Source organism: Stenotrophomonas sp. RG-453 (assembly GCF_033843685.1).
Classification (GTDB): domain Bacteria; phylum Pseudomonadota; class Gammaproteobacteria; order Xanthomonadales; family Xanthomonadaceae; genus Stenotrophomonas; species Stenotrophomonas bentonitica_A.
The window spans coordinates 119,295-137,984 of the sequence record NZ_JAMYED010000004.1 but is presented as its reverse complement, the minus strand read 5'-3'; the positions used below and the strand labels follow the sequence as shown (position 1 = coordinate 137,984).

17 protein-coding genes and 1 tRNA gene are annotated in these 18,690 nt (G+C 64.9%); 11 read left to right on the top strand and 7 right to left on the bottom strand.

Going from position 1 to position 18,690, the window contains the following annotated elements:
- The first annotated feature begins 20 nt into the window (after positions 1–20).
- On the top strand, positions 21–749 hold the full coding sequence (gene hutC, locus NJD74_RS08970; protein ID WP_319624020.1) for a histidine utilization repressor: 729 nt from the start codon (positions 21–23) through the stop codon (positions 747–749).
- A 3-nt stretch (positions 750–752) separates the two neighbouring features.
- Here the strand turns inward: hutC and NJD74_RS08965 are convergent, their stop codons facing one another.
- The 3 genes from NJD74_RS08965 to NJD74_RS08955 all read right to left on the bottom strand — a co-directional run bounded on the left by NJD74_RS08965 (position 753) and on the right by NJD74_RS08955 (position 2,938).
- Positions 753–1,793 (bottom strand): restriction endonuclease, encoded by a 1,041-nt coding sequence (locus NJD74_RS08965; RefSeq protein WP_319624019.1) that lies wholly within the window; start codon positions 1,791–1,793, stop codon positions 753–755.
- A gap of 275 nt (positions 1,794–2,068) precedes the next feature.
- The gene (locus NJD74_RS08960) at positions 2,069–2,563 is read right to left on the bottom strand and encodes a phasin family protein (RefSeq protein ID WP_070425433.1); all 495 of its coding nucleotides are present in this window, start codon (positions 2,561–2,563) and stop codon (positions 2,069–2,071) included.
- A 99-nt stretch (positions 2,564–2,662) separates the two neighbouring features.
- On the bottom strand, positions 2,663–2,938 hold the full coding sequence (locus tag NJD74_RS08955; RefSeq protein ID WP_019184309.1) for a polyhydroxyalkanoic acid system family protein: 276 nt from the start codon (positions 2,936–2,938) through the stop codon (positions 2,663–2,665).
- A gap of 121 nt (positions 2,939–3,059) precedes the next feature.
- Here NJD74_RS08955 and NJD74_RS08950 point away from each other — a divergent pair, with 121 nt between their 5' ends.
- From NJD74_RS08950 to aroA, 4 genes are all read left to right on the top strand, one after another.
- Positions 3,060–3,860 carry an FHA domain-containing protein gene (locus NJD74_RS08950; protein ID WP_070425432.1) on the top strand — a complete coding sequence of 267 codons (801 nt, stop codon included), beginning with the start codon at positions 3,060–3,062 and terminating at the stop codon, positions 3,858–3,860.
- 136 nt (positions 3,861–3,996) lie between these two features.
- Positions 3,997–5,082: a 3-phosphoserine/phosphohydroxythreonine transaminase gene (gene serC, locus NJD74_RS08945; RefSeq protein ID WP_102787964.1), complete on the top strand. Its 1,086-nt coding sequence runs from the start codon at positions 3,997–3,999 to the stop codon at positions 5,080–5,082.
- A gap of 51 nt (positions 5,083–5,133) precedes the next feature.
- Positions 5,134–6,330, top strand: a complete 1,197-nt coding sequence (gene pheA / locus NJD74_RS08940; protein WP_319624018.1) for a prephenate dehydratase — start codon at positions 5,134–5,136, stop codon at positions 6,328–6,330.
- Positions 6,331–6,447: 117 nt separating this feature from the next.
- A complete protein-coding gene (aroA, locus tag NJD74_RS08935) occupies positions 6,448–7,761 on the top strand; it encodes a 3-phosphoshikimate 1-carboxyvinyltransferase (protein ID WP_319624017.1) in 1,314 nt (437 codons plus the stop codon).
- Between the two features lie 161 nt (positions 7,762–7,922).
- On the opposite strand, the gene NJD74_RS08930 is transcribed toward aroA, so the two are convergent.
- A complete protein-coding gene (locus tag NJD74_RS08930; protein WP_070470455.1) occupies positions 7,923–8,501 on the bottom strand; it encodes an energy transducer TonB in 579 nt (192 codons plus the stop codon).
- A gap of 148 nt (positions 8,502–8,649) precedes the next feature.
- Positions 8,650–9,285, bottom strand: a complete 636-nt coding sequence (locus NJD74_RS08925) for an energy transducer TonB (protein WP_019184303.1) — start codon at positions 9,283–9,285, stop codon at positions 8,650–8,652.
- A gap of 112 nt (positions 9,286–9,397) precedes the next feature.
- Between NJD74_RS08925 and serS the strand changes: the two genes are divergently transcribed.
- Positions 9,398–10,678 carry a serine--tRNA ligase gene (gene serS, locus NJD74_RS08920; RefSeq protein WP_046273366.1) on the top strand — a complete coding sequence of 427 codons (1,281 nt, stop codon included), beginning with the start codon at positions 9,398–9,400 and terminating at the stop codon, positions 10,676–10,678.
- A 125-nt stretch (positions 10,679–10,803) separates the two neighbouring features.
- Here the strand turns inward: serS and NJD74_RS08915 are convergent, their stop codons facing one another.
- A complete protein-coding gene (locus NJD74_RS08915; protein ID WP_070470452.1) occupies positions 10,804–11,163 on the bottom strand; it encodes an SH3 domain-containing protein in 360 nt (119 codons plus the stop codon).
- Between the two features lie 320 nt (positions 11,164–11,483).
- Here NJD74_RS08915 and NJD74_RS08910 point away from each other — a divergent pair, with 320 nt between their 5' ends.
- The gene (locus tag NJD74_RS08910) at positions 11,484–12,146 is read left to right on the top strand and encodes a hypothetical protein (RefSeq protein ID WP_319624016.1); all 663 of its coding nucleotides are present in this window, start codon (positions 11,484–11,486) and stop codon (positions 12,144–12,146) included.
- Positions 12,147–12,247: 101 nt separating this feature from the next.
- On the opposite strand, the gene NJD74_RS08905 is transcribed toward NJD74_RS08910, so the two are convergent.
- On the bottom strand, positions 12,248–12,829 hold the full coding sequence (locus tag NJD74_RS08905) for an NAD(P)H-dependent oxidoreductase (protein WP_070425427.1): 582 nt from the start codon (positions 12,827–12,829) through the stop codon (positions 12,248–12,250).
- A 126-nt stretch (positions 12,830–12,955) separates the two neighbouring features.
- Here NJD74_RS08905 and NJD74_RS08900 point away from each other — a divergent pair, with 126 nt between their 5' ends.
- The 4 genes from NJD74_RS08900 (at position 12,956) to NJD74_RS08885 (ending at position 18,488) form a co-directional block, all read left to right on the top strand.
- On the top strand, positions 12,956–13,948 hold the full coding sequence (locus tag NJD74_RS08900; protein ID WP_019184298.1) for a LysR substrate-binding domain-containing protein: 993 nt from the start codon (positions 12,956–12,958) through the stop codon (positions 13,946–13,948).
- A gap of 153 nt (positions 13,949–14,101) precedes the next feature.
- Positions 14,102–14,191 (top strand) — tRNA-Ser (locus tag NJD74_RS08895).
- A gap of 87 nt (positions 14,192–14,278) precedes the next feature.
- A complete protein-coding gene (locus tag NJD74_RS08890; RefSeq protein ID WP_197579828.1) occupies positions 14,279–15,769 on the top strand; it encodes a site-specific integrase in 1,491 nt (496 codons plus the stop codon).
- A gap of 97 nt (positions 15,770–15,866) precedes the next feature.
- A complete protein-coding gene (locus NJD74_RS08885) occupies positions 15,867–18,488 on the top strand; it encodes an AAA family ATPase (protein ID WP_197579827.1) in 2,622 nt (873 codons plus the stop codon).
- Positions 18,489–18,690 lie beyond the last annotated feature (202 nt).

Below are 18,690 nucleotides of genomic sequence, written 5' to 3'. Positions count from 1 at the left end.
CTCCCATGCAGGAATCCAGAGTGACGGGCAAGAAAGCAGCAACCCTCAATCAGCGCATCCGCGCCGATCTGGAAAGCCGCATCCTCAGTGGACAGTGGGAGCCTGGCTTCCGCATCCCCTACGAACACGAGCTGATGGAGCAGTACGGCTGCTCGCGGATGACCGTGAACAAGGTGCTGACCGCGCTGGCCGAGAGCGGCATGATCGAGCGCCGCCGCCGTGCGGGCTCGTTCGTCGCCCGGCAGCCGCCGCACCTGGAACAGGTGGCGCTGGAGATCCCCGACATCGCGATGGCGGTGGAAGCGCGCGGGCATGTGTATGGCTACCAGCTGCTGGAGCGCGCCTACCGTCGCCCACGCGAGCAGGTCGCGGAGGAAACCGCCCTGGCCGGCAGCGAAAAGCTGCTGGCGATCCGCTGCCTGCACCTGGCCGATGGCCGGCCGCTGGCACTGGAGCATCGCCTGATCAGTCCGGTCGGCGTGCCGGAGGTGCTGGAGGTGGATTTCGAGACGACGGCGCCAGGCAGCTGGCTGCTGCAGAACGTGTCGTGGACGCGCGCCCAGCACCGGATCAGCGCGTGGGGCGCCGATGACGCGGCCGCTACGCTGCTGCAGGTCAAACCCGGCACGGCATGCCTGGTCATCGACCGCCTCACCTGGCGCGGCGAGCAGCCGATCACCTGCGTGCGGCAGATGTTCCTGGGCGATGCCTACGACCTGGTCGCCCGGTTTTCGCCGGGCGCGCGCTGACCGTTACAGCGTGGTGCATTGCCGCCAGCGGACCGGCTCATCCACGCCGGGGCGCGGGTTGAGTTGGATGCGCACGGTGCGCAGCGCCGGGTAGCGGGTCACTTCCTCGCAGATCAGCGGCCAGATGGCATCAATCTCGCCGGTGCGGTTGATCGCCAGCGTCTGCCGCGTCAGCCAGATGCCGCTGGCCACGCCGGGGCGGGTGGCCACGTTGCGTGACAGTTCGTGCTGATAGCGGTCCAGCGTGGCGTTGTCGGGGTTGGCGTCCATCGCAGCCGCGGGAGCATCGGTCGCCGGTCCTGGACGACCCTCGTGCGCTGCCGCGGGTGGTGCCGGTGCGGCGGTGGGGGCGGTGGGGGCGGTATCGGCCGGCGCCGGGACCGCTGTGGCGGGCGTCATGGCGGCAGGCGCGGTCGTTGCGGATTCGTCGTCGGCCCATTGTCTTTCCAGTCCCGCGGTCAGCGAGCCCAGCCCGACCATCAAGCCCAGTGTCGCCGCGCCCAGCGCCGCGATCGAAATACGGCGGATCGCCTCGCGACGGGCACCGGCCTGTACGCGGGACTCCATGTCGCCGGGCAGATACGGCTGCAGCAGCGGCCACAGCAGCGGGCCGTCCAGAACCTCGACATTCTGCTTTTCAGCGGCGATGCGGCCATCGCGCTCGACCTTGCCTTCGGTGATCAGGATCCCGCCGCGGGCACCGGCCAGGCGCGCGGCGGCGCCCAGCTCATTCACCGCCGCCGTGCCGATCCGGTAAGCGCGCCCGTGCTTGCAGGAGAGCAGCCAGCGCTGCGGACCGTCGTGCATGAGGAAATCGCTGCGGGGTTGGCGGCTGTCCATGGCCTCATCGGGCACGTCCTGCAGGCCACGCTGCTCGTGCATCGCACGCCGGACGATCAGCGAAAATTCCCGCCAGTGCATGCCGGCCAGGGCATTGAGGCCAAGCTGGGTCTCCTTGCGCTTCCGTTTGATCAGCCAGAAGTAGGCCGTGGCCAGGAACCAGGCGATGAGGGCCAACAGCAGGGCCAGAATCCAGGAGAGCATGCAGGGGGATATGAACAGGGAAGTGCGATAGACAGTTTATATGCGCCTTTGCACGTCAGCGGCGCGTCGTTGTCGCACGCATGGGCATCCGGCGATCACGTCGGTGACGGCCGTCTCACTTTGTGGTGGTGCGGCCGATCGAGCGCCCACAAAAAACCCGCCAATCCAAAGCCGTGAGGGGAGGGAACAAACGGCGGTGGAAGCGATTGGCGGGTCGATTTCGATTGTCAACAAAGTCGTGCTGCTTTGCAACAAACGAGGTCGGATCAGTTCAGTCAGGCGTCGGAGGTCGGCGACTGGTGCGTCCCCGGCGACGGATCGGCCGACGGGGAGGCATTGCGGGCCTCGGCGCGGTTGACCCGGGTAGTGAGGGCGTCGATCCGGGCATTGAGGGCGGCCACGTCCTCGGCGGTCGGGATGTGCAGGCGCTTGAGCACGCCCTGGACCCGGTCATCGAAGGCCTTCTCGACCTTGTCCCAGGTGCCGCTGGCCTTTTCACGGGCCTCGCCGAGGTGTTCCTCGACATTGTCGCGCCAGCGCGGCGTATCGCCGGCCTGCTCACGGTTGCGGGCCTCGATGTTCTCGCCTTCCTTGACCAGGTTGTCGAAGACCCGGCTGCCTTCGGCCTGTGCGCGCCCGAAGGCGCCAAGCCCCGCCAGCCAGATCTGCTGGGCCGAATCGGTCAGCTTGCGCGAGAAGCGCTCGGCCTGATCCTGCAGCGAGGGCTTCTCGCCGGGGATGCGATCGTCGAAGTCGTTGGGTGAATTCATGGGGCGATCCCTGTGGGTGGACACCCTTGGATCGTATGCATCGCCGGCTTCAAGCGATGTGATGGCCGGCGCCTGTGCAGCGTCGGGCCGGGTGTCGGTTCAGCCGAGCTTTTCCTGCAGCACGCGCTGGATCTCGCTTTCCACCATGCTTTTCATGGCCGAGAGCAGGAAGCCGAGCTTGGCGGTGACCTGCACCTGGCCGGGCTGCAGCGCGATCGCGCCATCCACGCCGGAGCCGCTGAAGTTCAGCACGTCGCCCACCCAGCTGGACTGCAGGCCGAAACGCTCGGACAGTTTGGCGGCGACTTCTTCGATGGCCTTGCGCGCGTTTTCGGCGGGCAGGGAGTGGGCGTGACGGATATCGATGGTGGACATACAGTCTCCTGGCGGACAACGGCGCGGATTCGGGCGTGCATTGTGCGCATCCTCAGGCACAACTCCAAGGTCTGCGTCACACTTCTTCTTCCCTGACATTCAACCTGCTAGGCTGCGCCGCGTGCAGAACCTGCTAGTCCACTTTACTCAACGCCAACACCCTGACCAGCCGCTGCGGCCCGGGGTGCAGCGCATCGTGCGTCATGCTTCGGGCACTGTCCGGCTTGGCGATGACACTCCCGGCACCTTGTTGCTGGCCCAGTTCTGCCTGGACGACCGCGGCTTGTGGCTGCAGGTCGCCAGCGGCATCCGCGGCATCCACGTCAATGGCCGCCCGGTGCGGCGGATGGCGCTGCTGCGCGCGGGCGACGCCGTCTACGCCGATGGCGTGGAGATGGTGGTGCAGGGCGACTGCGAGGCCGTTGCGCACGCACCGCCGCGCAGCGATGACGGTGGCGATGACCAGCGTCTGTTGCGTGGCGTCGGCGGCCAGCACCACGGGCGCAGCTTCACCCTGGATCGCCCGCGCGTGATCGGGCGCGGGCCGGAGGCGGACATCGTCATCGACGACCCGGCCTTCGCCGAGCAGCACGCCCGCCTTGAGCAGCACGGCGAGCGCCTGCTGCTGCGCGACCTGGGCGCCGGCGAGTCAACCCGGGTCAATGGCGTCACCGTTCGCCACTGCTGGCTGCAGCCCGGTGACCAGCTGGTCTTCGATGCCCAGCACCGCTTCGTGCTCGAGGTGCCGCATGACGGCCGCAAGCGCATCGTGGTCGAGGAAGAAGATGACGGCTTCGAAGCGCGCCAGCGCCCGGAACCGGTGGCCGTGCCCAAGCGGGTGAGCCGCTGGCCGTGGCTGCTGGTCAGTGCGCTGCTGCTCGCGGCAGCGATCAGCGGCCTGCTCTGGTTCGGGGCGAGGTAGTGCCGGCCGCTGGCCGGCAACCAGGCATACCTGGCGTGGGCCATTAGATTCGTTTGCAACCAAATTCGCCTTGTCCTGCAAGGCCTAAAGGCTGGTGCGCTGCGGCATACTAGGGGTCTTGCCCCATAGGTGTGACATGACGCGCGCGTTCAATTTCAGTGCCGGCCCTGCAACGTTGCCGGAATCGGTCCTGCGCCAGGCGCAGGAAGAGATGTTGGAGTGGAACGGCGCGGGCGCCTCCATTGTCGAAATGAGCCACCGCGGCCCGGAGTTCATGGCCGTCGCCGCCCAGGCCGAGGCCGATCTGCGTCGCCTTATCGGCATCCCGGACGACTACGCGGTGCTGTTCCTGGCCGGTGGCGCGACCACCCAGCAGGCCCTGCTCGCACTCAACTTCGCCCAGCCCGGCCAGACCGTGGATTACGTGCTCACCGGGCACTGGGGCAAGACCGCGATCAAGCAGGTCAGCCCTTACGTCACGGTCAACGTCGCCGCGAGCAGCGAAGCCAATGGCTTCCACGACATCCCGGCGCGCGCCAGCTGGCAGCTCTCCGATGACGCGGCCTACGTGCACATCACCGCCAACGAAACCATCCACGGCGTCGAGTTCCGTGACACCCCGGACGTGGGTGACGTGCCGCTGTTCGCCGATTTCAGCTCCTCGATCGCCAGCGAGCCGCTGGATGTCAGCAAGTACGGCCTGATCTATGCCGGCGCGCAGAAGAACCTCGGCCCGGTCGGCGTCTCGGTGGTGATCGTGCGCCGCGACCTGCTCGAGCGCAGCGGCCAGCCGCGCGCGGACATCTTCGATTACCGCTCGCACGTCGCGCGCGATTCCATGCTCAACACCCCGCCGACCTGGAACTGGTACCTGGCCGGGCTGGTGTTCCAGTGGATGCTGGCCGAAGGCGGCGTGGAAGAATTCGCCCGCCGCAACGCGGTCAAGTCGGGCCTGATCTACGGGGCGATCGACCAGTCCGGCGGCTTCTACCGCAATGAAGTCGTACCGGCCGCACGCTCGCGCATGAACATCCCGTTCTTCCTGCCGGATGACACGCTCAACGCGCGTTTCGTCAGTGAATCCAAAGCGGCCGGCCTGCTGGCGCTGAAGGGCCACAAGGCGGTCGGCGGCATCCGCGCCTCGCTGTACAACGCCATGCCGGTGGAGGGCGCGCAGGCGCTGGCCGCCTTCATGCGCGATTTCCAGCAACGTAACGGCTGACGCATTCGTTTTTCCCGGGGCGCTCGCCGCCCCACTGCAATTGGAACCCAGATGGCCACCAAACCCGCCAAGCCCAAGGCTGCCAAGCCGGCACCGACCCCGCCCAAGGCGGCTGCCCCCGCGAAGAAGGCCAAGGCCGCCAAGCGCGATGCCGCGCCGGCGGTTGCCGCGCCCGTGCTGTCGGATGTGCGCGCCAAGATCGACCATATCGACCGCAGCATCCAGGCGCTGATCGCCGAGCGCGCTAACTTCGCCCACCAGGTCGGCAAGGCCAAGGGCAAGCTCGCTGCCGCCGTGGATTACTACCGCCCCGAGCGCGAAGCGCAGGTGCTGCGCATGGTGGTGGACCGCAACGAGGGCCCGCTCAGCGATGAAGTGCTGGTCCACGTCTACCGCGAGATCATGTCGGCCTGCCTGGCCCAGCAGGAGCCGTTGAAGATCGGCTACCTCGGTCCGGAAGGCACCTTCAGCCAGCAGGCGGTGCTCAAGCATTTCGGGCGCTCGTCGCTGGGGCTGCCGCTGGCCAGCATCGAAGAAGTCTTCCAGGAAGTGGAAGCGGGCAACGCTGATTTCGGCGTGGTGCCAGTGGAGAATTCGGGGCAGGGCACCATCCAGATCACGCTGGACATGTTCCTGACCTCCAACCTGAAGATCTGTGGCGAAGTGGAACTGCGCGTGCAGCAGTACCTGATGTCGCGCAGTGGTCGGCTGGAGGATGTCGAGCGCGTGTATGGCCACCCGCAGTCGTTCATGCAGACCTCCTCGTGGCTGCGCGCCAACCTGCCCAAGGCCGAGAAGATTCCGGTCTCCAGCAACGCCGAAGGCGCGCGCCGCGCCCGCAATGCCGATGACGCCGCGGCGATCGGCGGCGAGAGTGCCGGGCATGTGTACGGCCTGAAGAAGGTGGTGACCAAGCCGATCCAGAACGATGCGGACAACACCACGCGCTTCCTGGTCATCGGCCGCAACATCTTCCCCACCTCCGGCCACGACCGCACCTCGGTGCTGGTGTTCATCCACGACAAGCCCGGTGCACTGTTCGACGTGCTCAGCCCGTTCGCGCGGCATGGCATCAGCATGAACCGGATCGAGTCGCGCCCCTCGCACAACGCCAAGTGGGAGTACGGCTTCTTCATCGATCTGGCCGGCCATGTCGACGACGAGGCGATGCAGGCGGCCCTGGCCGAACTGAAAGCCCACTCGGCGCAGATCAAGATCCTCGGCTCCTATCCGGTCGCCGTGCCCTGATCCGAACGGCGTGGCCGCGCTGCGCGCTACGCCCGGCCCGGTGCCCGCATGGGCACTGCGGCCCTTCCGCACACCGTTGCATCGCCGCTGCGGCGGCCCCGCCCCATAGGATTTCCGATGACCGCATCTCCGTACTGGATCGCCCACAAGGGCCAGCCCCTGCAGGGCAGCCTGACCATTCCCGGCGACAAGTCCGTCTCGCACCGTTCGGTGATGTTTGCCGCGCTGGCCGATGGCGTGTCGCGCATCGATGGCTTCCTGGAAGGCGAAGACACCCGCGCCACCGCCGCGATCTTTTCGCAGATGGGCGTGCGCATCGACACCCCGTCGCCGTCGCAGCGCATCGTGCATGGCGTGGGCGTGGATGGCCTGAAGGCGCCGAGCGCCCCGTTGGACTGCGGCAACGCCGGCACCGGCATGCGCCTGCTGGCCGGGCTGCTGGCCGCGCAGCCGTTCGATTCGGTGATGGTCGGCGATGAATCGCTGTCGCGCCGCCCGATGCGCCGCGTGACCGGCCCGCTGGGCGAGATGGGCGCGAAGATCGAGACCGAGGCCGATGGCACGCCGCCACTGCGCGTACAGGGCGGGCAGACGCTGCGCGGCATCGCGTTCGCCTCGCCGGTCGCCAGTGCGCAGGTCAAATCCGCCGTGCTGCTGGCCGGGCTGTATGCCGAGGGCGAAACCTCGGTCATCGAGCCGCACCCGACCCGCGACTACAGCGAGCGCATGCTGCGCGCGTTCGGCGTGGATATCGAGTTCTCGCCCGGCAAGGCCCGCCTGCGCGGTGGCCAGCGCCTGCGCCCGACCGATATCGTGGTGCCGGCCGATTTCTCCTCGGCGGCGTTCTTCCTCGTGGCCGCCAGCGTCATCCCGGGGTCCGAACTGCGCCTGCGCGCGGTCGGCCTCAACCCGCGCCGCACCGGTCTGCTGGCCGCGCTGCGCCTGATGGGCGCGGACATCACCGAAGAGAACCATGCCGAGCAGGGTGGGGAAGCGGTGGCCGATCTGGTGGTGCGTTACGCGCCCCTGCACGGCGCCGAGATTCCCGAAGCGCTGGTGCCGGACATGATCGATGAGTTCCCGGCGTTGTTCGTCGCCGCGGCCGCCGCGCAGGGCAACACCGTGGTGCGTGGCGCGGCCGAGCTGCGGGTCAAGGAATCGGACCGCCTGGCCGCGATGGCGACCGGCCTGCGCACGTTGGGCGTGCAGGTGGACGAGACCGAGGACGGCGCGACGATCCATGGCGGCGCGGCGCTGGGCAGCGGCACCATCGAAAGCCATGGCGATCACCGCATCGCGATGGCCTTCGCCATTGCCGGCCAGCTCAGCACGGGCGAGGTGCGGGTCAATGACATCGCCAACGTAGCGACCTCGTTCCCGGATTTCGATGGTCTGGCGACCGGCGCAGGTTTCGGGCTTCGCGCCGGCTGAGATAATGCCGGGTTCTGCCGCTGCTGCGTCCAGATGCCCGGTATGCGTGGTTGCCGAGCAGCGCCCGGCACTGCCTTGACCTGGCGTCGTCGCGGTACTTCACGAACAAAAAAAAGGGAGGCCACTGGCCTCCCTTTTCGTTCCCGCCTCAGCGCAGCTGCTTAACGCTCAGTACGGAAATCCACCGGCACGCGAACCACGCTGGCGACGGCGCGGCCGTTATGCATGGCCGGCTCGAACTTCCAGTCGCGCACGGTGGTCAGCACCGCACGGTCCAGATCGCGATCACGCGTACCGCTGCGCTGCACGATGTTGGCATCGGTCACCTGGCCGCGGGTATCCACGTTGAGGCTCGCGACCACGCTGCCCTGCACGCCGCTGCGCAGCGCCGTACGCGGGTAGGCCGGCTTGGCATTGCTCGCCAGCGGGCGGGCCTCACGATTGCGCACGGCCGGGGTCGCCTTGCGCTGCTCGGTAGCCGGAGCCGCTTGGCGCGCCGCCGGGGCCGGCGTCGTCGCTACCGGCGCGGTCTCGGTGGCGGGCAACATGCGCTGGCCGACCGGCGCGTCGTTGGTATCGCCCGGGGTGGCATAACGCAGCCACACCAGCGCAGCGGCGAACATCGCCACGATCAACGCCACCCACAACCAGGGTGACGTACGGCGATTGTGGGGCTCATCGATCACGTCGCGCTGATGCTGCGGCGAGCGGGGCATGTCCGGGGCATGGGTAACACTCATGGCTGACTCCTGGTGTCGATGTGACACCCGCAGTCTTGCGCGTACCCGGTTGCGGATGTGTCAGCGCACCGTCAACGCGGCGACTGCATTGCCATCAAGGTTCAGTTTGCTGAGCCGTTGCAAAATCACCGCGTGATGCGGTGATGAATCACTGCGGAGTGAAGTCGAACGGTACTTCCAGGCTGCCAGGCACCGGCACACCATTGCTCTGCGCCGGCTGGAAGCGCCAGCGGCGCACTGCATCGGACGCGGCACGATCAAGGTCGCGTGAACCGCTGCGCTGGATCAACGTCACGGCCGAGGGATAGCCGGTGGCATCCACATCCACGCGGACCACGACCGTGCCGCGATCCCCCCGGCGCAGTGCGGCGGGCGGGTAGCTGGGCGGCGGCGACTGGTCGGCAATCGGCTGCGGGCGGTCGCTCGGTGCCATCGCCACAGGCGCAGCAGGCGCGGCCGGTGCAGCGGGCGCAGCCGGCGGCGGCGGTGGGGCGGTCTCCACCAGCTGCGGCTTTTCTTCATTGGCCGGCGGCGCCTTGGCGTCGGGCATGTCGCTGGAGCCGGCCGCAGCGGCCAGCGGCTCGGGCAGGGGCTCGACCTCGGCCACCTGGGCAGGGGTCTGCGCGGCGGGGTCGGCCTTGTAGAAGCCGTCCTTGCGGCTGCTCAGCCACACCACCAGGAACAGCAGCACGCCCGCACCGAAGGCGATCGCGGCGATCTTGAGGCTGCGGCGGGGCAGCTGGAAAGTGATGTTCTTGCCAGAAGTCGAGCGGGAAGCAGACATGGGGCATACCGTATGGATCACCGCGATTCTGCCACGCCCGGGATGAACCGGCGGCAGAAAAACGCATAACAGGCGATAATCCCCCTCCGAATCCGTAGACCCCTCTGCCGCCATGCTCGATCCAGCCCTGCTCCGCCAACAGCCCGCCGACCTTGCCGAACGCCTGCGCTCCTCGCGCGGTTTCGAGCTGGATGTCTCCGGGCTGGAGTCGCTGGAAGCCGATCGCAAGCGGATCCAGGTGCGTACCCAGGAGCTGCAGAGCCTGCGCAACAGCCGTTCCAAGGCCATCGGCCAGGCCAAGGCCAAGGGCGAAGACGTCTCGGCGATCATGGCCGAGGTGGCCGCGTTCGCCGATGAACTGAAAGCCTCGGAACTGGCCCTGGATGTGCTGCGCGAGAAGATCGAAGCGATCGCGCTGGGCATCCCGAACCTGCCGGCCGAGGATGTGCCGGCGGGCAAGGATGAATCGGAGAATGTCGAGCAGAAGCGCTGGGGTACCCCGCGCGCGTTCGATTTCCCGGTGCTTGATCATGTCGAGCTGGGCGCCCGCAACCGCTGGCTGGATGGCGAGACCGCGGCCAAGTTGTCCGGCTCGCGCTTCACCGTGCTGCGTGGCCCGATCGCGCGCCTGCACCGCGCCCTGGCGCAGTTCATGCTCGACCTGCATACCGGTGAGCACGGCTATGAAGAGACCAACGTCCCGACCCTGGTCAATGCCGAGTCGCTGCGTGGGACCAGCCAGCTGCCGAAGTTCGAGGACGACCTGTTCAAGACTGCCGTGGGCGAGTCCACCCGCTATCTGATCCCGACCTCGGAAGTGCCGCTGACCAACATCGTGCGCGATGAAATCATCGACGCCGAGCAGCTGCCGCTGCGCATGACCGCCCATTCGCTGTGCTTCCGCGCCGAAGCCGGCAGCGGCGGCCGCGACGTGCGCGGCATGATCCGCCAGCACCAGTTCGAGAAGGTGGAACTGGTCGCCGCCTGTACCCCGGCGCAGAGCGATGAAGAGCACCAGCGCATGACCCGCTGTGCCGAAGTCGTGCTGGAAAAGCTGGGCCTGCCTTACCGCAAGGTGCTGCTGTGCACCGGCGACATGGGCTTTGCCGCCATCAAGACCTACGACCTGGAAGTGTGGCTGCCCTCGCAGGACACCTACCGCGAAATCTCTTCGTGCTCCAACTGTGGTGATTTCCAGGCGCGCCGCATGCAGGCCCGCTGGCGCAACCCGGAAACCAGCAAGCCCGAACTGCTGCACACGCTCAACGGTTCGGGCGTGGCGGTCGGCCGCGCGATGATCGCGGTGATGGAGAACTACCAGAACGCCGACGGCAGCATCACCGTGCCGGACGTGCTCAAGCCCTACATGGGCGGGCTGGATGTCATCGGCTGATCCGGTGCTGTGACGCGTGTAAAAAACCCGCCGGAAGGCGGGTTTTTTGTTGGTGCTTCGGTAGCCACCCCATGGGTGGCTTCCGTACCGGTCATGCATCACCTGCTGCCACCCATGGGGTGGCTCTACCCGTCCGTCATCGGCGCCAACACGCCCAGCGGCACCCAGCCGGACGTGGTGCCGCCAACCAGCTCGCACCAGACCCAGCTGTTGAGCTCGCGCTCACCGCGCACGTGTTGACCCACATCCACGTCCAGTTCGCGCGCGCAGTAAGCCTCGGCCGCCATCGCATCGCCCTGCGCGTTGCGGCCGATCACCTGCGCCGGTACCCAGCCGGCGGCCTGGCCCGGCGTCTGGCACAGATACCAGTTGTCCCAGCCTTCGGGCCCCTGGTAGCGCTCGCCGACCTGCAGCGGATCGCCGGGCTGCAGGGTGATCGGGTGGGGGAACTCGCTGCGGTGGGTCTGGATGACGCGGTAATCCATGCGGAATCAGCCATGTGTAAAGAGCCCCCAGCTTAGCGGCCATCGCCGCGACGCGGCAGCGTTGATTGCGTCAGCGATGCGGCTTCCAATGAGGAAGAGAGGCAGCTCAGAAAACGCCGTGATGAAATGTAGGAGAGGTTGATAGCCGAGTGGGCGGCACTCGGCGTGGAAGGCCGCAGAGACGGCAGGCACGGGGCTTCGCGGATGAGCATCCGGTAGGCGACCCATACGGCCCGCACGTGGTGGTGTGATCGATGCCCATTTCCTGCGGCACACAGCGGACAGGCTGGGCACTGACATCTACTTCCACAGGACGCACGGTGACTACAGCGGCTGCACCCCTCCCATCCACCAATCCCGCCGGCATCGCCGCATGGCTGATGCTGGGCATCGCCTGGCTGTGCTTCCTGATCCCGTTTCCGGGGCTCGGGCTCATCCTCGGCTGGCCGCTCAATCTGGTGGCCTTCATCCTGGCTGTCGTGGCGATGGCCAAGGGCGGCGCCGGCAAAGGCATCGCCCAGCTCCTGCTGTCCCTCGTCGCCTCCCCGCTGGTCTACCTCGTGGGCGTCGTGGTGTTCGCCGGCACCGTCAGCGCGATCGGTCAGCCGGCCCTCGATGCCCAGGCCAATGCGGGCAAGGGCCGCCAGCAGGACATCACCATCGCGCCTGTCGTGCCTGTCGTGCCTGTCGAAATCAGCGCGCGCCAGCTCCATCGGGACTACGAGGCCAATGAGGTCGCCGCCGACGTCCTCTACAAAGGCAAGCGGCTGCTGATCACCGGCGAAGTTGCCAGCATCCAGACGGATCTGATGGATAAGCCGCAGGTGCAGCTGAAGGCCGGAAGCGTGGACCAGGTGATGATCTCCGGCCTCTCCAGGGAAGAGGCCGGCGCGCTCGGCAAAGGCGACACTGTGCTCGCGGCCTGCACGGGCAACGGCATGATCCTGGGATCACCGATGACGCGCGACTGCGAACTGCAGTAAGGCCGAGCCGCGTCCAAAAAAGATGGCCCCTGGAGGGGCCATCTCTGCCACACCCACACCGTCACGACGAGGGGGAGGGAACGGTGTGGGTCCTGCGCGGCTCAGGCTGCGGCGAGTTCTTCCGGCTGCGGCAGCGCGGCCAGGGCCTGGGCAATCGCATCGGTGCGGTGCTGAGGCGAATAGGCGATGCCCTCGGCCCGCACGAACTCGACGTTGTCGATGCCGAAGAAGGCGAAGACCTGGCGCAGGTAGGGGTCCTGGAAGTCGGTCGGGGCGCCGGTGTGCAGGCCGCCGCGGCTGCTGGCCACGATCACGCGCTTGCCGCCGGCCAGGCCCACCGGGCCATTCTCGGTGTACTTGAAGGTGCGCCCAGCCACGGCCAGGCGGTCGATCCACGCCTTGAGGGTGGAGGCGACGCTGAAGTTGTACATTGGGGAGCCGATGACCACCACGTCGGCGGCCAGGAACTGCGCCAGCACCTGCTCGGCGTCAGCCACTTCGGCCGGATCGGACTGGGCCAGGGACGAGCTGCGCAGGTGCGGGACCGGCTGGGCATCGAGGTCGCGGTAGCTCACTTCCAGACCCGGCACCTGGTCGCGCCACTGCTGGACCACGGCGGCGGAGAGCTGGCGGGAAACCGAGTTGTCGCCAAGCACGCTGGCGTCGATGTGAAGAAGCTTCATGGCAATCACCTGTTATCTGGGGAGGGGCGGGGGAAGGCGCCGCCGACGGAGATCAGGTTAGGTTGTTGCCTGTTTGGAATAAAGGTGGTTGAATACCACGTATTGTTCTATATCTGGAACTTCGGTATGCAAGACCTCAACGACCTCTACTACTTCGCCATGGTGGTGGATCATGGTGGCTTCGCCGCAGCAGAACGCGCGCTCGGCATCCCCAAATCCCGCCTGAGCCGCCGTATCAGCCAGCTGGAAACCGATCTGGGCGTCCGCCTGCTGCAGCGCTCCACGCGCCGCTTCGCGGTGACCGATGTCGGTACCAGCGTGCATCGCCACGCGCAGACCATGCTCGCCGAGGCCCAGGCCGCGCGAGAGGTGGTGGATCGCCTCAGCGCCGAGCCGCGCGGCCTGGTACGCGCCAGCGTGCCGGTCTCGCTCGCGCAGATGCAGCTGCCCAAGCTGCTGCCGATCTTCCTGGCGCAGTACCCCAAGGTGCGGCTGCAGCTGAACATCAGCAACCGCCGCGTGGACATCATCAACGAAGGCTACGACGTCGCCCTGCGCGTGCGCTCGCGTCTGGATGACGATGGCAGCCTGGTGATGCGCAGCTTCGGACAAGTGCAGGAACTGCTGGTGGCCAGCCCCAAATACCTGGATCGCGCGGGCCGCCCGAAAGACCCGGACGAACTGACCAACCACGTCACCCTGAGCATCAGCGAAGACGAAGCCCGTCAGCGCTGGGAACTGCACGGCCCGGAAGGCGCGGTACGCCGCGTGGACCTGCAGCCGCGCGTGGCTGGTTTCGATTTCCCGCTGCTGCAGAGCATGGTCAAGGACGGCTTCGGCATCACCATGCTGCCGGAAACCGTCTGCGCCGACGCCGTGCGCAACGGCGAACTGGAAGTGGTGCTGCCGGACTGGTCGCTGCCGCAGGGTATCTGCCATGCCGTCTTCGCCTCCCGCCGCGGCCTGCTGCCGGCGGTACGCGTGTTCATCGACTTCCTGGCCGAACACCTGCCGCCGCAGCTGGAGGCCTCGCGCCTGGATTGCGGTGGCGCGTGCGAGCGGGCCAAGGAGAAGATCAAGGCGAGTGCGCTGGGTGCCTTGGCGGTGGATGCGGGCTGAGCCCGACAGCCGGCGGGTGGGCAAATCCCACCTGAAATGCGAGAATGCGACCCCCGGCCCAAGCCGGGGAGCCATGCCGGACGGGGCGATCCCGAACCGGTTGCCCGGGTTGCAATGACCGGGGCACGCGGGGCGCGGAAGCGCTGCCGATACGGAGAGATGGCCGAGCGGTTTAAGGCACCGGTCTTGAAAACCGGCGAAGGGTCATTCCTTCCGTGGGTTCGAATCCCACTCTCTCCGCCAATATTCATCTAAGTTATTGATTTTATTTAACTTATTTCGAGTATTTGGGTCTTCCAGCGGGACACAGATCGGGACACATCTCCCGAAATGCGCATTCCCCACCACCTCATCCGTACCGCCTCCGGCACTTACGCGTTTCGTCAGCGTGTGCCGAGCGACTTGCACGTTGTCATCGGCCGTAAGCTCATCAAGCAAACGCTTCGAACGTCGAACTTGGCGTCAGCCAGGTTGCGCGCGATCGTCTTGGCATCAGGCTATGCTCACGCCTATGACGTGTTGAGGGATCAACGAGTGGATCGGTTTAGCAAAAAGGATCTGGAAGCGCTCGTTGAGCGATTGAGTGGCGGTGCAGATCGGCGCGATCTGACGCTTCATCGGACGCAGGCTGCGGACGGCACCATCACGGAACGCTGGCAGATCGATAGCGAAGACGATGTCCGTCTGTTCCGCCAAGCCCAAAGCTTTGCAACGGCGACAGAGGTGGCAGCCATCGGCATGCTCGACCCCGAGCCGCATCCCGTCCGAAGCACCCGGCCTCAGGTCAGCGAGACGATCTCATTGGGAAAGGCGCGCGACGCGTGGTTGGCGAGCATCAAGCCGCGCACGCTGCCGAAGACCTATACGATTAAGACAGCCGCAGTAGAGTCGCTCGTTGCGTTCCTCGGGCCTAAGTCAAAGCTCCACACGGTCACGCGTCCTGACTTGGCGCGCTGGTATCAACATCTTCGTGACGTCGGGGCTTCGACGCCAACACTGACGAACAAGCAAAGTTATGTAGGCGGGAAAGCAGGCTTCTTCGACTGGGCCATTGCGTCCGGTTACTATCCCAAGGGCGACAATCCCGCGACAGGTCACGTGAGCTATTCGCTGCGGGAGAAGCGCGCTCGGCGCAAGCTCGGCTTCAAAGCCTACGACCGTGATCAGATCCAAACGATCTTCTCGCCGAGCAACTTCGAGAAGCTCTCTGAGAACGCTCGATGGGCGTCGCTCCTTGGCCTCTACACAGGCGCTCGAGCGTCGGAAGTGGGGCAGCTCCTGATCGCCGACATCGTGTTGGAAGGAAAGCTCCCTTGCATTCGAATTTCTGACGAGGGCGAGAACCAAAAAGTCAAAACGGAGGTCAGTCTTCGGACCGTTCCTCTGCATCCGGATTTCCTGGCACTGGGCTTCATGGATTGGGTTGCAACGCGCAAAGCGGCAGGACACAAGCGCTTGTTCCCGCAAGCCAAAGGCGATGCGCTCAATGGTCAGGGGAACTGGATCACAAAGGCATTTAGTAGGCATCTGGCGACGATTGGCAAGGATTGGCCAAAGGCGAAGCGCGGTTTTCATTCCTTGCGAAAGACCTTCATCCAAGAGCTGCAAACGCTCGGTGTGGCATCCGAGCTGCGCGCTCAGATCGTGGGGCATGAGCTCGATGACGAGCATCATGCTACTTACAGCCGCGCCTTTACTGCGAAAGAGAAGCTTAACGGCATGGGAAAGCACTCCCCTGGCCTGTCTTCACTGAAATACGAACTGCGATTGGGACGAACGGCCCAGGGCAAAGCGACGTCTGCGCGGGTGCGGACCAAGTGATCAGAAGCCCGCAGGGGGCAACGACCGTGCTTGGCCTAAATTGCAGGTAATGCTCTTGAGCCGCACGCCGTGGTAAATGGAATTTACAGGGGGTGGTATGAGTATTTTGGAAGAAGTTTTCAAGTGGACGACGACGCTTCCGCCTTGGCAGAGTGACGCGGTCGCTCGTCTTTTGACTAAAGTGGATCTCGATCAGAACGACGACGCCGATCTGCTTGCGCTGCTCTATTCAGCAAATGGAATTCCTGACCCTCAGGGACGAACTGCTAAGCCCTTGTCACAGGATCAAGTTCCCGTGGCCGCTGATCCAGAGAGTGCTGTCCTGCTTCACGCGATGAAGCAATTGCACCACGTCAACGCGATTGCATCAGACCAGTCGGTCACTGTGGCGCCTACTGGCCTCACCGTGATCTACGGAGACAATGGATCGGGTAAGTCGGGATACTCCCGTGTTTTGAAGCGTGCTTGTCGTGCACGCGACCAGTCAGAGCCGATCCATCCCAATGCCAATCTTCCAGTGAGCCAGGGCGGGGTTGCTCAAGCCACGTTTGAGATCTCTGTTAACGGGGTCGACCAAGAGGTGGTTTGGCGGCTCGATGCGGCACCGCCTGCTGAGCTCTCTTCGATTGCAGTCTTCGATGCGCGTTGCGCAAAAGCGTATCTGGAACAAGAAAATGACTTCTCCTATGTTCCTTACGGGTTGGACGTTTTTGGGTCGCTCGCGCGTTTGAGTCAACGGCTTAAGTTGAAGGTTGACCAGCAGGTCCTGACTAGCGCAGTTGATCTCGGCGCGTTCGCTCACCTGCGTGGAGAGACGGCGGTTGGCAGGCAGATCGCAACGCTCACAGGCAAGTCGAAGCCGGAGATGATTGAGGCACTTGCCTCACTTAGTGCGGAGGAGCTCGCGCGACGAGCCGATCTTGAAACGAGCCTCAAGGAAAACAACCCCAGGGAAAAAGCCCAGGCGCTGCGCATTCGCGCGCGCCGCTGGGCGACGCTTGCTAGCAAGGTTGCAGAGCAGGAGGCTCGGCTTAGCGATGCGGCCCTGGCGGTGGTGCGACAAGCAGCCGATGAATATCGGACTGCCAAGGCTGCCGCCGAGCTTGCCGCGAAGCTTCATAGCGACGGCGAGAAGCTATTGCCAGGAACGGGCGGAGAGGCGTGGCGCGAGCTCTATGAGGCCGCCAAACGCTTTGCAGCGCAAGTCGACTCAGACAAGGCTATTGGTGATCTTACCCCAGAAGATGCGTGCCTTCTTTGCCAGCAGCCTTTGAAAGAGGGGGCGGCACGGATGCATCGCTTTGAAGCGTTTGTTCAAGCAGAAGCGGAAAAGCTCCATGCTGCAAAAAAGGGAGCTTTGGGCGCTGTCTACGTTCCGATGACAAAGCAGGCGATCGCGTTAGGCTTGGATGAAGCGCTCCTTCTGGCGCTTCGTTCCGAAGATGAGGAGCTTGCTGATGGCTTGCCTATCCACGAAGCGGCACTACTGGCGCGACAGCAATCTATCCGGAAGGCGGCTGAGAGCAACGATTGGAGTGGAGTGCTATCTGCGGCTGCCATTTTCAGCCAGCGTCTGTCTCAGCTATCGGCCCAGCTTGATCTTTCGGCTAAGGCGTTGGAAGAAGCTTCAGACGAGGCTGCGCGCAAGGCGATGCAAGCCGAGCTCGGGGAGCTTGACGCGAGAGTGCAGCTCGGCTTGGTCAAGGATGCAGTGTTGTCGGCGGTGGCCAAGCTAGCCTACATAACAAAACTGAAGGCATGTCTGCCCGCTCTTCGCACCAATGGCATTTCGACAAAGGCATCTGAACTGGCCGAGCAGGTGGTATCCAGGGAGCTTGCTGACGCGCTTAATCGTGAGTTCGCAGCGCTCAGAGTCCATGCCTTGCGGGTCAGTGCGCAAAGCCGCTCCGAACGCGGTAAGCCACTTCATCGGCTTCGCCTAGAACTCCCCCAGTCACGAACGCCCTCAGAGATCCTGAGTGAAGGCGAGCAGCGCGCCATTGCCATTGCGTCGTTCATGGCAGAAATCTCTCTGAATGCACAAACGAGCGGCATCGTCTTCGATGATCCCGTCTGCTCACTTGACCATCGGCGCCGCGAGCTTGTGGCAAAACGCTTGGTTGAAGAAGCAGCGAAGAGGCAGGTCATTGTCTTCACGCATGACCTTTACTTCCTAAAGCTCCTTGCAGATGACGGCAAGCGCTTGGGCGTCAGCGTCCAAACTCAAAGCGTGAGTAGACAGCAGCAAGGGTTCGGCGTGACCAGCGCGGATCTCCCATTTGAAGGTAAGACGAGCAGTCAGCGGGTGGGGTTTGTGAAGACAATCCAAGTCCTGGCAGCCAAGGCCTACGGCCTGAACGACCAAGAGAACTACCAAATCCAAACGGTGAGGGCTTACACGCTACTAAGGCTTGCCTGGGAGCGGTCAGTGGAAGAAGTGTTGCTTCGCAATGTCGTCATTCGCTTTCGCAAGAGTGTGGATACCCAACGGCTAGCGGGAGTGACGGTCTCCGATGAAGACTACGCGCGAGTAAATGAGGGTATGACTAAATGCTCAAACTACGCTCATGACCGCGCGGAAATCGCAGGGATAGCGTTGCCGGACCCGGACGAGCTCCTGGCGGATATCCTTTCCTTTGAGAGCTTCATTAAAGAAGTGAACGCTCGCTCGCTGACGACTGAGTCCGCGCGGCGAAAGGGGGCGGGCGTTGTTGCCTAGGCCCCCTTTTTGAGGCGCGCAGCATGCTTGCGCGATTGAGTTGCTGCTGCTTACCAGTCCGAAAAACGCATTTCCTTCTACTTGATACCAATCTTCCAAACTGATCGCAGAGCAAGAGATAGTTTGGGTGTCGAGCTTGTCGGCTGGCGCGGTGTGTTTACCCGGCTTGCTCACCATTTTTCAGGTCTAACTAAAAGGTGGC

What these genes read in the sequence shown, in the direction of transcription:
- NJD74_RS08965 (WP_319624019.1), bottom strand. Translation starts at nt 1,793, where the DNA reads ATGCTCTCCTGGATTCTGGCCCTGCTGTTGGCCCTCATCGCCTGGTTC.
- NJD74_RS08960 (WP_070425433.1), bottom strand. Translation starts at nt 2,563, where the DNA reads ATGAATTCACCCAACGACTTCGACGATCGCATCCCCGGCGAGAAGCCC.
- NJD74_RS08955 (WP_019184309.1), bottom strand. Translation starts at nt 2,938, where the DNA reads ATGTCCACCATCGATATCCGTCACGCCCACTCCCTGCCCGCCGAAAAC.
- serC (WP_102787964.1), top strand. Translation starts at nt 3,997, where the DNA reads ATGACGCGCGCGTTCAATTTCAGTGCCGGCCCTGCAACGTTGCCGGAA.
- pheA (WP_319624018.1), top strand. Translation starts at nt 5,134, where the DNA reads ATGGCCACCAAACCCGCCAAGCCCAAGGCTGCCAAGCCGGCACCGACC.
- aroA (WP_319624017.1), top strand. Translation starts at nt 6,448, where the DNA reads ATGACCGCATCTCCGTACTGGATCGCCCACAAGGGCCAGCCCCTGCAG.
- NJD74_RS08930 (WP_070470455.1), bottom strand. Translation starts at nt 8,501, where the DNA reads ATGAGTGTTACCCATGCCCCGGACATGCCCCGCTCGCCGCAGCATCAG.
- NJD74_RS08925 (WP_019184303.1), bottom strand. Translation starts at nt 9,285, where the DNA reads ATGTCTGCTTCCCGCTCGACTTCTGGCAAGAACATCACTTTCCAGCTG.
- serS (WP_046273366.1), top strand. Translation starts at nt 9,398, where the DNA reads ATGCTCGATCCAGCCCTGCTCCGCCAACAGCCCGCCGACCTTGCCGAA.
- NJD74_RS08915 (WP_070470452.1), bottom strand. Translation starts at nt 11,163, where the DNA reads ATGGATTACCGCGTCATCCAGACCCACCGCAGCGAGTTCCCCCACCCG.
- NJD74_RS08905 (WP_070425427.1), bottom strand. Translation starts at nt 12,829, where the DNA reads ATGAAGCTTCTTCACATCGACGCCAGCGTGCTTGGCGACAACTCGGTT.
- NJD74_RS08900 (WP_019184298.1), top strand. Translation starts at nt 12,956, where the DNA reads ATGCAAGACCTCAACGACCTCTACTACTTCGCCATGGTGGTGGATCAT.
- NJD74_RS08890 (WP_197579828.1), top strand. Translation starts at nt 14,279, where the DNA reads ATGCGCATTCCCCACCACCTCATCCGTACCGCCTCCGGCACTTACGCG.
- NJD74_RS08885 (WP_197579827.1), top strand. Translation starts at nt 15,867, where the DNA reads ATGAGTATTTTGGAAGAAGTTTTCAAGTGGACGACGACGCTTCCGCCT.